General features: G+C 73.1%; 13 protein-coding genes. 1 reads left to right on the top strand and 12 read right to left on the bottom strand.

Annotated features, from left to right (window positions below):
- Positions 1-63: 63 nt before the first annotated feature.
- Genes MQV74_RS09655 through MQV74_RS09640 form a run of 4 tightly spaced genes read right to left on the bottom strand, consistent with a single transcriptional unit; the run spans position 64 to position 3597 of the window.
- Positions 64-828 (bottom strand): ferredoxin reductase, encoded by a 765-nt coding sequence (locus tag MQV74_RS09655; protein ID WP_242715834.1) that lies wholly within the window; start codon positions 826-828, stop codon positions 64-66.
- Complete coding sequence (locus tag MQV74_RS09650; protein WP_242715832.1) at positions 821-1450, bottom strand: sulfite oxidase-like oxidoreductase; 630 nt, start codon at positions 1448-1450, stop codon at positions 821-823. The genes MQV74_RS09655 and MQV74_RS09650 overlap by 8 nt, the downstream gene beginning before the upstream one ends.
- Positions 1447-2769, bottom strand: a complete 1323-nt coding sequence (locus MQV74_RS09645) for an amidohydrolase (protein ID WP_242715830.1) — start codon at positions 2767-2769, stop codon at positions 1447-1449. Before MQV74_RS09645 ends, MQV74_RS09650 begins: the two co-directional genes overlap by 4 nt.
- 36 nt (positions 2770-2805) lie before the next feature.
- Complete coding sequence (locus MQV74_RS09640) at positions 2806-3597, bottom strand: phosphorylase family protein (RefSeq protein ID WP_242715828.1); 792 nt, start codon at positions 3595-3597, stop codon at positions 2806-2808.
- A gap of 198 nt (positions 3598-3795) precedes the next feature.
- Between MQV74_RS09640 and mtnA the strand changes: the two genes are divergently transcribed.
- On the top strand, positions 3796-4839 hold the full coding sequence (mtnA, locus tag MQV74_RS09635; protein ID WP_242715826.1) for an S-methyl-5-thioribose-1-phosphate isomerase: 1044 nt from the start codon (positions 3796-3798) through the stop codon (positions 4837-4839).
- Positions 4840-4851: 12 nt separating this feature from the next.
- On the opposite strand, the gene mtnB is transcribed toward mtnA, so the two are convergent.
- From mtnB to MQV74_RS09595, 8 genes are all read right to left on the bottom strand, one after another.
- The gene (mtnB, locus tag MQV74_RS09630; protein ID WP_242728563.1) at positions 4852-5454 is read right to left on the bottom strand and encodes a methylthioribulose 1-phosphate dehydratase; all 603 of its coding nucleotides are present in this window, start codon (positions 5452-5454) and stop codon (positions 4852-4854) included.
- A 62-nt stretch (positions 5455-5516) separates the two neighbouring features.
- The gene (gene mtnC, locus MQV74_RS09625; RefSeq protein ID WP_242715824.1) at positions 5517-6239 is read right to left on the bottom strand and encodes an acireductone synthase; all 723 of its coding nucleotides are present in this window, start codon (positions 6237-6239) and stop codon (positions 5517-5519) included.
- The gene (locus tag MQV74_RS09620) at positions 6236-6829 is read right to left on the bottom strand and encodes a 1,2-dihydroxy-3-keto-5-methylthiopentene dioxygenase (protein ID WP_242715822.1); all 594 of its coding nucleotides are present in this window, start codon (positions 6827-6829) and stop codon (positions 6236-6238) included. The genes mtnC and MQV74_RS09620 overlap by 4 nt, the downstream gene beginning before the upstream one ends.
- Positions 6830-6908: 79 nt before the next feature.
- Entirely contained in the window at positions 6909-7973 is a 1065-nt protein-coding gene (locus MQV74_RS09615; protein ID WP_242715820.1) for an LLM class flavin-dependent oxidoreductase, read from the bottom strand.
- A gap of 140 nt (positions 7974-8113) precedes the next feature.
- The gene (locus MQV74_RS09610; RefSeq protein WP_242715818.1) at positions 8114-9733 is read right to left on the bottom strand and encodes a glycerol-3-phosphate dehydrogenase/oxidase; all 1620 of its coding nucleotides are present in this window, start codon (positions 9731-9733) and stop codon (positions 8114-8116) included.
- A 30-nt stretch (positions 9734-9763) separates the two neighbouring features.
- Positions 9764-11302, bottom strand: a complete 1539-nt coding sequence (gene glpK / locus MQV74_RS09605) for a glycerol kinase GlpK (RefSeq protein WP_242715816.1) — start codon at positions 11300-11302, stop codon at positions 9764-9766.
- A gap of 46 nt (positions 11303-11348) precedes the next feature.
- Complete coding sequence (locus tag MQV74_RS09600) at positions 11349-12134, bottom strand: MIP/aquaporin family protein (RefSeq protein WP_138958707.1); 786 nt, start codon at positions 12132-12134, stop codon at positions 11349-11351.
- A 392-nt stretch (positions 12135-12526) separates the two neighbouring features.
- Complete coding sequence (locus MQV74_RS09595; protein WP_242715813.1) at positions 12527-13291, bottom strand: IclR family transcriptional regulator; 765 nt, start codon at positions 13289-13291, stop codon at positions 12527-12529.
- Between the last annotated feature and the right edge of the window lie 199 nt (positions 13292-13490).

Below are 13490 nucleotides of genomic sequence, written 5' to 3'. Positions count from 1 at the left end.
AGGTAAATAGACATCGGATGTATCGGCTCATTATGTCCCTTGGAGTCCTACGGGGAACGGGGTTCAGCCGAAGCGTTCGATCCTGATCCGGTCCACGGGCTGGCCGCCCTCCACCAGGAGGCGCGAGGCGTGCTCGGCGAAGCCGTTGGAGCCGCAGACGTACGCCTCCCAGCCGCCTTCGGGCCGCCCGGCGCCGAGGTGGGGCGCCAAGTGCGCGGCGGTGAGGCGTCCTTCGGCGCGGGTGAGGATCACGTCCGTCTCGGCCCCGTACTCGTCGGCGTAGAGGAGGTCGGCGCGGGTGCGGGCCGAGACGAGCAGACGCAGCGGCACGGTCAGGCCCGCCCGCCGGTGGTGGCGGATCATCGACATCAGCGGGACCACGCCGGAGCCCGCGCCGAGCAGCAGCGCGGGCCGGTCGCCGGGCCAGGCGAAGAAGCCGGACAGCGGGCCGCGCACCTCCACGGTGTCGCCCTCCCGCGCGACGGTGTGCAGATGCCCCGAGACCTCGCCGCCCGGCACGTGGTCCAGGGTCAGCTCGATCTCGCCGCTGTCGTCCGGCGCGGAGGCCAGGGAGTAGTGGCGCTGGGCGACGTAGCCGTCCGCGGCGGTCAGGCGCAGCATCAGGTGCTGGCCCGGCAGGTGCCCCTGCCAGTGCGGCACCTTGAGCCGGAAGGTCGCGGCGGCGTGCGTCTCGCGGCGGATCCCGGTGATCAGGGCCTGCTGCCAGTGGGCCGCGGCCTGCTCGCTCACGGCGATGCGCCCGGGCACCGCGAAGGCGGTCGGGGGGACGAAACGGGGGACGAACGCCCCCGTGCTGGTCTCAGTCACCGGCGTACCGCTCCTCACGCCACGGGTCGCCCCGGTGGTGATAGCCGTTCTTCTCCCAGAAGCCCGGCTCGTCGTGGTCGAGGAGCTCCAGGCCCGCGATCCACTTGGCGCTCTTCCAGAAGTACAGGTGCGGCACGACGAGCCGGGCGGGCCCGCCGTGCTCGGGCGGCAGCGGCGCCCCGTCGTACTCCCAGACGATCCAGGCCCGGCCGCCGGTCACGTCGGCGAGCGGCAGGTTCGCGGTGTAGCCGGTGTGGGAGTACGCGACGACGTGCGTGGCGGCGGGCAGCGGGCCGCCCGCCCCGGCGAGGAACGCGTCCAGGCTCACGCCGCCGAAGCGCACGCCGAACTTGGACCAGCTCGTCACGCAGTGGATGTCGCCCCGGTACTCGGAAGCGGGCAGCGCGTGCGCCTCGTCCCAGGTCCAGGTGCGCGGGCTCGCCACCAGGCCGCCGACGCGGAACGTCCAGTCGGCGGCCGCCAGCTGGGGCGTGACCTCGGCGGAGAGCACGGGCCAGGTGTCGCGGGCGTCGTACTGGCCCGGTGGCAGGCGCGGGTCGCGGTCGGCGGCGCGGGCGCGGCCGGTGAAGCCGCGGGTCGGGGCGGGGGGCGGGGAGCTCATGACAGGCGTGCGGGTTCGGCCGGGGCCACGGCGTCGTTGAGGGCGCGCAGCACGTTCGGTTCGTCGAGGGTGAGCAGGGCGCGGTCGCGCATCAGGACGCGGCCGTCGACGACGGTGTCGCGCACGTCCGCGGCCGTGGCGGCGTAGGCGAGCATGCCGTAGGGGTCGTGGCGCGGCGCCAGGTGCGGCCGGTCGAGGCCGACGACGATCAGGTCGGCGCGCTTGCCCGGCTCCAGGGAGCCGAGCCGGTCGCCGAGGCCCAGGGCCCGCGCCGACTCGATGGTGGCCATCCGCACGGCCTGCTCGGCGCCGACCGCCGTCGGGTCGCCGCCCGCCTTGTGGACGAGCGCCGCGAGCCGGACCGCGCCGAGCACGTCGAGCGTGTTGGAGCTCACGGCGCCGTCGGTGCCGATGCCGACCGTGACGCCCGCGTCGAGCAGGTCGGGTACGCGGGCGATGCCGCAGCCCAGCTTCAGGTTCGACGCCGGGCAGTGCGCGACGGACGTCCCCGTGCGGGCGAGCGCCGCGATCTCCGCGTCGGTCAGCTCGACGGCGTGCGCGAGGAGCGTGTCCGGGCCGAGCACGCCGAGCGAGTCGAGCAGCTCCACCGGGCGCATGCCGTACCGCTCGCCGACCAGGGCCACCTCGGCCGCGTTCTCGGCCGCGTGCAGATGCAGCAGGGCGCCGTGGGCGCGGGCGAGCGCGGTGATCGCGGCGAGCTGGTCGGGCGCCAGGGTGTACGCGGAGTGCGCGAAGAGCACCGGCCTGGTGCCCGGCGCGGCGGCGCGGGCGGCCAGCCAGGCGCCCGCCCGGGCGAGCCGCTCCGCGTACGGACGGCCGTCCGGCGGCTCCGGCACGTCCATGAACGTCGGGCCGGTGAGCAGCCGCCACCCGGCCGCGCGCGCCACCTCGTCGGCGGCCTCGTGGAACCAGTACATGTCGAGCGCGGTGGTCACTCCGCCGCGCACCGACTCGGCGATCGCCGCGCGCAGGCCCACCGCGACGGTCTCCGGCGTGAGCAGCTCGGCCTCGCGCGGCACGACCCGCTCCAGGAAGCCCTGGAGGGTGACGTCGTCGGCGGTGCCGCGCAGCAGCGTCATCGCCAGGTGGGTGTGCGTGTTGACGAGCCCCGGCAGGACGAGACAGCCGCGCGCGTCGATCTCCTCGGCCGGGGCGTACCGGTCGCGCAGGTGCTCGGCGGGGCCGACGGCCACGATCTCACCGGCGCGCACGGCGACGGCACCGTCGCTCACCACGGTGCCGGTCGCGTCGACGGTCAGGACGTCGCCGCCGTGGACGAGGAGGTCTATGGGGAGCATGTGGTGCGTATCTCCAGGGTGCTTCCGCGGGCGGTTCTACCGGGTTTGTCCGGTCTGCGCGGGGACGTCGGCGGCCAACAGGCGCAGCGCGTCCAAGGTTATCCGGGCGCCACGGGCGACTCCGTCGGCGACCTCCGACCGGTGCGGGTCGTAGCCGCCGGTGGCCTCCTCGTCGACCAGCTCGTCGGCGTTCGCGCCGTCCACGACGAGCGCGCCGCCCGCGACGAGGCCGTGCGTCGAGGCGAACACGTACAGGGCGCTCAGCTCCATCTCAATGGCGGCGACGCCCGCCCGCTCGTACGCGTCGGTCGGCAGCGGCAGGAAGCCGGGCTGGAAGGCGGCCCGCGTCCACACCACGCCCCGGTGGTGCGGGGCCCCGGCGGCACGGGCCGCCCGCTGCAGCGCGAGCACCGCCTCGGGCGTCCCGAACGCCGGGTACTCGGCCGGGATCAGCTGTCCCGTCACGCCGTCGTCGCGCACCGCCGCGTCCGCGATCACCAGGTCGCCGGCCGCGATGCCGGGCCGGATGGCGCCCGCCGTACCGAGCCGGATGACATGCGTCACACCCGCCTGCGCCAGCTCCTGGAAGAGCAGCAGCGCCCCGGGCGCGCCCACGCCGTGCGAGGCCACGACCACGGGCAGCTCCTGCCAGGTCCCGGTGAAGGTGCGGTACTCCCGGCGGTACGCCACCTCCTTCGCGTCGTCGAGGAGGTCGGCGACGGCCGCCGCACGGGCGGGGTCGCCGACGACGACGGCGTACGGCGGCAGTCCGGTGCGGGGCAGGCCGGTGATGGGCTGCGGGGCGGGGGACGCCGAGGACATGGTCATGTGCGCGCTCCTGGCTGGGTCCGGGGGAGCCGGGGAATCCGAGAGCTCCGAGGGCTTCGGGGGCTTCGGGGGAAGTGTGCCGGGAGCCGGGCGCGGCGGCGGCGCCGGGGTGGCCCGACGGCGTCGAACTCACGTTCAGGGCGCTCGGGTACGGTGGCCGCGCGAGCCGGACCCGTACCGCCACCGGGAGTTGACCCCATGAGCAAGGCGAGCACCGAGGACCTCAGGGCCGTCGTCTGGACGGACACCGGGAGCGGCCCCGCGCTCTGTCTCGTCGACCAGACGGCCCTGCCGCACGCCCTGAAGCGCCTCGACGTCCGCACGGTCGACCAACTCGTCGATGCCATCGTGCGGTTGGTGGTCCGCGGCGCGCCCGCGATCGGCGCGGCCGGGGCGTACGGCGTCGCGCTCGCCCTGGTCCAGGGGGAGCGCGAGGGCTGGGACCGCGCGCGGGTCGACGCCGAGGTCGCCCGCGTCCGCGCGGCGCGCCCCACCGCCGTCAACCTCATGGCCTGCGTGGACCGCGTCGCCGCACACCTCGACGAGGGGCTTGGCGCGGTGCTCGCCGAGGCGGACGCCGTCGTACGGGAAGACCTCGCGGCCAACCACGCCCTGGGCCGGCACGGCGCCGACTGGCTCCTCGACCGCCTCGGCCCGGACCGGCCGCTGCGCGTCCTCACCCACTGCAACACCGGCGCGCTCGCCACGGCGGGCTGGGGCACCGCGCTCGGCGTCATCCGGGAGCTGCACCGGCGCGGCCGCCTCGACTCCGTGTACGCCGACGAGACCCGGCCGCTGCTCCAGGGCGCGCGGCTCACCGCCTGGGAGCTCGCCCACGCGGGCATCCCGCACTACGTCCAGGCGGACGCGGCAGCCGCGGGAGTCATCCTGCGCGGCGAGGTCGACGCGGCGGTCGTCGGCGCGGACCGGATCGCCGCGAACGGCGACACCGCGAACAAGGTGGGCACCGTGGGCATAGCCCTCGCCTGCGCGCACGCGGGCATCCCCTTCGTCGTGGCCGCGCCCACCACGACCGTGGACCTCGCCACGGCGTCCGGGACGGACATCCCCATCGAACTGCGCGCCGAGGACGAGGTCCTGGAGTGGGCGGGCGTCCGCACCGCCCCCGCCGGATCGCGCGGCCACAACCCCGCGTTCGACGTCACCCCGGGCTCCCTGGTGACCGCCCTGGTGACGGAGCGCGGCGTCCGCGAGGTGGCGAAGGGCGAGCTGCCGAGGTAGCCCCGCAGGGGGTCACCCCGTCAGGGCCAGCTCCAGGAGCCACTCGACGACCTCCGTGCGGTGCCGCGCCTGCCGCGGGTCGTCGCCCCAGACGTACAGCCCGTGCCCGGCCACGACCACCGCGGGCATCCCCGGCCGCAGCGCCGCCTCAAGACGGTCCCCGAGCTCCGCCATGTCCTGGCTGTTCCCGATCACCGGCAGGACCACCGCGACGTCGTGCGTCCGGTACCCGAGCCCCTTGAGCATCTCCAGGCCCTCGAACTCGATCCCGCCCGGCCGCCGCCCGCCCATCGCCACGGCAGCCACGGTGTGTACGTGCACGACGGCGCCCGCCCCGGTGAGCCGCACCACGCGCGCGTGCAGCGCGGCCTCGGCCGACGGCCGCCCGGCGCCGACCGCGGCGCCCGCCGCGTCCGTCAGGACCACGTCGGCCGCGGTCAGTTCGCCCTTGTCGAGCCCGCTGGCCGTCACGGCGAGCCGTACGGGATTGCGGGAGACGACGACGGAGAGGTTCCCCGAGGTCCCGCGCATCCAGCCGAAGGAGGCGAACCGCGCGGCCTCCGCCGCGAGCACCGCCCCGGCCTCCTCCAGACCGATGTCCAGAGGGACGTCCAGGCCGACGTCCAGGCCGACGTCCGGGCCGACCTCCGGCGCGACCACCGCACGCGACTCCCCACTCACGACGTCACCAGCCCCACCTCGTCGAACGACCCCGCTTCCGGATGCCCGCCGACGCCCTCGGCGAAGTACGGCTCCCCGGCCCGGCGCACCCCGACCGTCCGCCACCCCGCCTCCCGGGCCGCGTCCAGCTCGCCGAGCCGGTCGGACAGGAACACCGTGCGGCCGGGCGGGACGCCGACCGCGGCGGTGATGGCCCGGTAGGAGCCGGGGTCCTGCTTGGGCCCCGCGTTCTCCGTGTCGTACCAGCCGCTGACCAGGCCGGTGAGCGACCCGTGCGCCGAGTGCGTGAACCACGCGCGCTGCGCCGCCACCGACCCCGACGAGTACACGTAAAGCCGGATCCCGGCCGCGTACCAGCTCCGCAGCCGCGGCACCACGTCGTCGAAGAAGGGCGCGACGAGGTCGCCGCGGGCGAAGCCCTCCGCCCAGACGACGCCCTGGAGCGCCTTCAGAGGCGTGGCCTTGCGGTCCTCGTCGGCCCAGGCGCCGAGGACCTTCTCGATCCGCGCGGCGTCCGCGCCGGGCTCGCCGATCTCCTCGCGGACCTGGGCGACGGCGCGCGCGACGACGGCCTCGTGGGACCGCTCGGCCAGCAGCGCCCCGAACCGCTCCCTGGCGTAGGGGTACATGACGTCCACGACGAACCCGGTGGCGCTCGTGGTGCCCTCGATGTCGAGCACCACCGCGTCCACGGTGCCGGGCCCGAAGCCCACGCTCACCTCGCGGATCCCGTGTGACCGGCGTGGATCGTGTCGAAGTCCGGGAAGTGCCCGGCGATGTCGCTGCCGGTGAACGTGCCGACCCAGCCGTCCTCCTCGTGGAAGAAGCGGATCGCCGTGAAGGAGGGCGACGTGCCCATGTCGAACCAGTGCGTCGTGCCGCGCGGCACCCCGAGCAGATCGCCCTTCTCGCAGTACACGGCGTGCACTTCGCGGCGTACGTGCAGATAGAAGATCCCCGCGCCCGCGACGAAGAAGCGCACCTCGTCATCGTCGTCGTGCGTGTGCTCGGCGAGGAACTTCTCCCGGGCCGCCCGCGCCTTGTCCGGCCAGCCCGGGTCGTCGCTCGGATGCAGCGCGACGACGTCGACGGTCCGGAAGCCCTCCGCCGCGGTCAGCTTGTCGATCTCCGGTCCGTACGCGGCGAACACGGTGTCGCCGTCCGCGTCGGCCGGTACGTCCGCGCGCACCGGCCACCGCTCGTAGCGCACGCCCAGCGGCGCGAGCACCTCGGCGATCTCGGCGGGGTCCGACGTGCGCCGGACGACGGTCTCGGGGCCCGCGTCGGGCCAGGTCGTGAGGAGGGTCATCGGTCGCTCCCAAGGGGCGGACTGCGGTGCGGGCGGTGGCCGGACTCCTGTGGGGATCGTAGCCCGGCCCCGGCCGCCGTCACGAGGGGTCCCACAGCCGGGACGGGGCCTCCCTGCGCACCACCGGCGCGATCTCCTCCGCGAACCGCTGGAGGGTCTCGACCTGTTCGGCGCGCGACAGACCGAACCCGTCGACCGTGATGGACTGCAGGTCGTGCCGGTACACCTCGTGGTAGCCGAGGATCTTGTCGATGATCTGCTGCGGCGAACCGATGAGCTGCGGCCCGTCGGCGATCGCCTCCTCGATGGTGCGGAAGGGCGTGTTGTAGCCCGCCTTGCCCTCCAGGTGCGGCTTGAAGGTCTGGCGCACCTTCGCCTCGTACAGCTCCCGGTAGCGGCGCACGGCCTGCTCCGCGCTGTCGGCGACGAGCAGCCCGCCCGAGCCCGCCGCCACGTGGGCGTCGGCCGGGTCGTGGCCGTGGGCCTCGAACCGCTCGCGGTAGTGCGCGATCAGCTTCGCGTACGCCGCGCGCGGCTGGATCGCGTTGGCGGTGAACAGCGGATCGCCGTGCTTGGCGGCGAGTTCGGGGGAGTTGAGGGAGGTCGCCGAGCCGTGCCAGACGCGCGGCGGCCCCGCGTACGGGCGCGGCACCGTCGTGACGTCCTTCAGGGCGGGGCGGAACTCGCCCTGCCAGTCGACGTTCTCCTCCCGCCACAGGCGCCGCAGCAGCTCGTACTTCTCCTGCTGGAGGTCCCACTGGCGCGCCTCGTCGAGCCCGAACAGGTCGAAGTGGCCCGCCTCGGCGCCCTTGCCGATGACGAGCTCCACGCGTCCGCGCGAGAGCTGGTCGAGCGTCGCGTAGTCCTCGGCGATCCGCACCGGGTCGAGGATCGCGACGACGGTGACGCCGGTCAGGAGCCGGATGCGGGAGGTGCGGGCCGCGAGCGCGCCGAGGACGACCGTCGGGCTCGACGACAGGAAGTCGCCCGCGTGCCGCTCGCCCACGGCGTAGGCGTCGTAGCCGAGCCGTTCCGCCTCGACGCCGACCTCGACGACGTCGGCGATCCGCTCGGCCGTGGAGGCCCGTTCCCCGGTCAGCGGGTGCGGGGAGTGGGAGATGAGGGAAAGCACCTGAAACTTCATGCTTCAAATGTGCGGGGCGAACGTTGCGGGGGTGTGGCAGCGGTATGGCACCCCAGGGAGAGCCAGCAAGAGCCCTGGAGAGGCATGAGTAAGGGGCGGTCGCCCTGGCGACCGCCCCTTACTCACCTACTGCTGCGAGGTCAGCTCTTCTTGCCGAGCAGGCCCTCGACCTTGCCGCGGATCTCGTCCGTCGCGAGGCCGCGGATCGTCAGCGTCGTACGGCGGCGCAGCACGTCGTCCGCCGTCTCGGCCCACTCGTGGTCGCGCGCGTAGACGACCTGCGCCCAGATCTCCGGGGCGTCGGGGTGGACGCGCTCGGCGAGCTCCGGGTTCTCGTTCGCCAGGCGGGCGATGTCGAAGGACAGCGAGCCGTAGTGCGTCGCCAGGTGACGGGCGGTGTCCGGCGCCATGCGCGGGCCGGGGGCCGGGCCGTCGACGAGCAGCCGGTGGGCGACCGCGCGCGGGTTGGCGATGCCGGGCAGCGGCAGCTTCTTCGGCAGCGTGGAGATCGGCTCGTAGTCGTCGCCCAGCGGGTGGCCCGGCAGCGACTCCAGCTTCTTCATGATGGTGCGGCCGATGTGGCGGAACGTCGTCCACTTGCCGCCGGCGATCGACAGCATGCCGCCGCGGCCCTCGGTGACGACCGTCTCGCGCTTGGCCTTGGAGGTGTCGCCCGGACCGCCGGGCAGCACCCGCAGACCCGCGAACGAGTACGTGATCAGATCCCGGGACAGCTGCTGGTCCCGGATCGAGAACGCGGCCTCGTCGAGGATCTGCGCGGTGTCCTTCTCGGTGACCGAGACGTCGCGCGGGTCGCCCTCGTACTCCTCGTCGGTCGTGCCGAGCAGCAGCATGTCCTCCCACGGCAGGGCGAACGTGATGCGGTACTTGTCGATCGGCGTGGCCAGCGCGGCCTTCCAGGGGGCGGTGCGCTTGAGGACGAGGTGCGCGCCCTTGGACAGGCGGATGGAGGGGGCCGCGTCCGGGTCCTCCATCGCGCGCAGGTGGTCGACCCAGGGGCCGGTGGCGTTCAGGACGAGCCGGGCGTTGACGCCGAACTCGTCGCCGGACTGGCGGTCCTTGAGGTCGGCGCCCGTGACCCGGCCCTTGGTGAAGCGCAGGCCGGTGACCTCGGCGTGGTTGAGGACGACGGCGCCGGCCTCGACGGCCGCGCGGACCGTCATCAGGGCCATGCGGGCGTCGTTCATCTGGTCGTCGCCGTAGACCGCGACGGCCTTCAGGTTGTCGGTGCGCAGCTCCGGCACGTCCTGCGCCGCCTTGGCGGGGGAGAGCAGGTGGCCGACGCCGTCGCCGAACGCGGAGAGCGCCGAGTAGGCGAAGACGCCCGCGCCGAGCTTGGCGGCGCCGTGCGGGCCGCCCTTGTACACCGGCAGGTAGAAGGTGAGCGGGTTGGCGAGGTGCGGTGCCACCTGACGCGACACCGCACGCCGCTCGAAGTGGTTCTCCGCCACCAGCTTCACCGCGCCGGTCTGCAGGTAGCGCAGACCGCCGTGGAGAAGCTTGGAGGAGGCGGAGGAGGTGGCGCCGGCGAAGTCGCCGGCGTCCACCAGGGCCACCCTGAGACCCGACTGCGCGGCGTGCCAGGCGGTGGAGATGCCCAGGATGCCGCCACCGATCACCAGGAGGTCGTACGCCGCCTTGGAAAGGCGTTCCCGGGTCTCGGCACGGCTCGGGTTGCCGCCGGCCGCCGGCGGCGTCCCGAGTGCCGAGATGACGGGGCCGCTCTCTAGGGTGGTCATGGTTATTGCTCCTCGTCAGCTGAGCTGTGGTCAGCTCTCGTCTTCGAGCCAGCCCATGGTCCGCTCCACGGCCTTGAGCCAGTTCTTGTACTCACGGGCGCGGGTGTCCGCGTCCATGCGGGGGGTCCATTCGGCGGCCCGGCGCCAGTTGGCGCGCAGGTCGTCGGTGGAAGACCAGAAACCGACGGCGAGGCCGGCGGCGTATGCGGCGCCGAGGCAGGTCGTCTCGGCCACCATCGGACGCACCACGGGCGCGTCCAGGAAGTCCGAGAGGGTCTGCATCAGCAGGTTGTTGGAGGTCATGCCGCCGTCGACCTTGAGGGCCGCGAGCTCGACGCCGGAGTCCTTCGTCATGGCGTCGGTGATCTCACGGGTCTGCCAGGCGGTGGCCTCCAGGACGGCGCGCGCGATGTGCGCCTTGGTGACGTACCGGGTGAGACCGGCGATCACACCGCGGGCGTCGGAGCGCCAGTACGGGGCGAACAGGCCGGAGAAGGCCGGGACGAAGTAGGCGCCGCCGTTGTCCTCGACGCTGGAGGCCAGCGTCTCGATCTCGGCGGCGGACTTGATGAGGCCCATCTGGTCGCGCATCCACTGCACCAGGGAGCCGGTGACGGCGATGGAGCCCTCAAGGGCGTAGACCGGCTTGGCGTCGCCGATCTGGTAGCCGACGGTGGTGAGCAGGCCCGAGTAGGAGTTGATGGCCTTCTCACCGGTGTTCATCAGCATGAACGTGCCGGTGCCGTACGTGGACTTCGCCTCGCCCTCGGCGAAACAGGTCTGGCCGAACAGGGCCGCCTGCTGGTCGCCGAGCGCGGAGGCGACCGGGATGCCGCCCAGGAGGTCGCCGAGCTTGCCGCCGGTGACCTCGCCGTAGACCTCGGCGGAGGAGCGGATCTCGGGGAGGATCCGCATCGGCACGCCGATGGACTCGGCGATGCGCTCGTCCCACTCCATGGAGTGCAGGTTCATCAGCATGGTGCGGGAGGCGTTGGTGACGTCGGTGACGTGCTTGCCGCCGTTCACCCCGCCCGTCAGGTTCCAGATGACCCAGGAGTCCATGGTGCCGAAGAGGATGTCGCCCGCCTCGGCGCGCTCGCGCACGCCCTCGACGTTGTCGAGCAGCCAGCGGGCCTTGGGGCCCGCGAAGTAGGAGGCCAGCGGCAGACCGGTCTCGCGCCGGAAGCGGTCCTGGCCGACGTTGCGCCCGAGCTCCTTGCAGAGCGCGTCGGTGCGGGTGTCCTGCCAGACGATGGCGTTGTACACCGGCTCACCGGTGTTCTTGTCCCACAGCAGCGTGGTCTCGCGCTGGTTGGTGATGCCGATGGCCTTGATGTCGTCGCGGGTGATGCCGGCCTTCTGGATGGCGCCGGCGACGACTTCCTGGACGTTGGTCCAGATCTCCGTGGCGTTGTGCTCGACCCACCCCGGCTTGGGGAAGATCTGCTCGTGCTCCTTCTGGTCGACGGAGACGATGCGGCCGTCCCGGTCGAAGACGATGCAGCGGCTGGACGTGGTGCCCTGGTCGATCGCCGCGATGAAGGGGCCTGCGGTGTGCGCGTCGGTCACGGTGTGCTCCTGAAGTGCGTCGTGGTCGGGTGGTCGGCGGGTTCGCTCAGAACAGCTTGAAGATGTATGCGGCGAGAGCGCCGCCGATCAGCGGACCGACCACGGGAATCCACGCGTACGACCAGTCGGAGCCACCCTTGTTGGGGAGCGGGAGCAGCGAGTGGACGATACGGGGGCCGAGGTCACGGACCGGGTTGATGGCGTAGCCGGTGGGGCCGCCGAGCGAGAGGCCGATGCCCACCACGACGAGCGCGGTGATCAGGGCGCCCAGGGTGCCGAGGCCGTTGCCGCCGTCGTTGAGGCCCTGGGTGAGGATCGCCAGGACGAGCACGGTCGTGGCGATGATCTCGGTGATGAGGTTCTGTACGGCGTTCCGGATCTCCGGGCCGGTCGAGAAGATGCCGAGCACGGGACCGGCCGCGGGGGCCGCCTTCTGGTCGACGAGGCCTTCCTCGGCGGGCTGGGCCTTGATGATCTCGGGGTCCGTGAGGTGGGCCTGGAACTGCCCGTAGTACGTCGCCCACACGAGCACGGCGCCGATCATCGCGCCCAGGAGCTGCGAGGCCAGGTAGAGCGGCACGTCGCCCCACTTGGTGCCGCCCTCGACGGCGAGGCCGATGGTGACCGCCGGGTTCAGGTGGGCGCCCGAGACGCCACCGGCCAGATAGGCGGCCGTGAGGACCGCGAAGCCCCACCCGAAGGTGATGGCGAGCCAGCCGGCGTCCTTGGCCTTCGAGCGCTTGAGCGTGACGGCGGCGCACACGCCACCGCCCAGCAGGATGAGAACGGCGGTACCGATGGTCTCGCCGAGGAAGATGTCGTGGCTGGACACCCGCGACTCCTTTGTCCTTCGTCCAGGGGAAGCCGAACCCCGGGTCCCTCCGGTGGTCCGCGCCCTCAGGTGAGGGCGTTCTCCGGCCCTTGGCTCGCCCCACTCTAACGCGTAATGCCGTTAGCTGTTCGACAATGCCGACCGGTGGACGCGAGTCTGACTCTGGGGTTACCAGCGCGTCAAGACTTCTGTAATTGAAAACACGATCGTTATTGATCGTTTCGCCCTATCGGTGGGCGGCGCGGCCGACGGCGGCGGGCACGTGGCGCCATCCAGCCCGTCCGGCGTTTGAGGAAGAGGCGCGCAGCGCCGACGACGGGGGGCCCGGGGGGAGCCCCCTGGTTTCGGGAAGGGGCGGGCCTGGGGCGCCCCCGCGAGGGCCCCACCGGAAGTCAGAAGCGGCTGGCGCCCAGGTCCCGCGAGACGGCCCGCGCACAGTCGCGCACCGCGGCGATCAGCTCCGGCCGCAGCTCTCCGTCCGGGCACACCCGCTCGACCGCGCCCGTGACCCCGACCGCCCCCACCGGCATCCGCCGCCGGTCGTAGATGGGCGCGGCCACGGAGGCGATCCCTTCCCAGGTCTCCTCCTCGTCGGTCGCGTACCCGCGCGCCCGCGTGAGGTCCAGGACGCCTTCGAACTCCGCGGGGCCGCAGACCGTCCGGTCCGTGAACGCCCGCCGCTCGGCCTCCAGGGCCTCGCTGTGCGCCACCGGGTCGTACGCCGCGAGCACCTTGCCGAGCGCTGTGGAGTGCAGCGGCTGCATGGCCCCCACCTCCAGGACCTGGCGGCTGTCGTCGGGCCGGAAGACGTGGTGCACGATCAGCACGCCCTGCTGGTGCAGCACGCCCAGATAGACGCTCTCGCCGCTGGAGCGGGCCAGGTCGTCGGTCCACACCAGGGCGCGGGCGCGCAGCTCGTGCACGTCCAGGTAGCTGTTGCCGAGGCGCAGCAGCTCCGCGCCCAGCTGGTAGCGCCCCGACGCCGCGTCCTGCTCCACGAACCCCTCCTGCTGGAGGGTGCGCAGGATGCCGTGGGCCGTGCCCTTGGCCAGGCCGAGGGCGGAGGCGATGTCCGAGAGGCCGAGCCGGCGCTCGCCGCCCGCGAGCAGGCGCAGCATCGCCGCGGCCCGTTCGAGCGACTGGATGTTGCGTGCCATCGCAGCCCTTTCCTCCATCCCGTTCCCGCACCCCTGTGTGCCGGGCACTCGTTCCGCGGCTACCTCGCGAACGGGGTCGCCGTTCGGCAATGCTGAACACTATCGGTCGTTGCCGACCTCTGGCTAAGGGTGCGCACCGCCTTGTCGCGCGGCGAGCCCCTCGACGGCGATTTCCAGCCACGCGTCCGTCCCGTGGAAT

This window comes from Streptomyces sp. AN091965, from assembly GCF_022698285.1.
In the GTDB taxonomy this organism is placed as follows: Bacteria; Actinomycetota; Actinomycetes; order Streptomycetales; family Streptomycetaceae; genus Streptomyces.
Note: the sequence above shows the minus strand (reverse complement) of the source record. Positions and strands in the feature narration are given on the sequence as shown.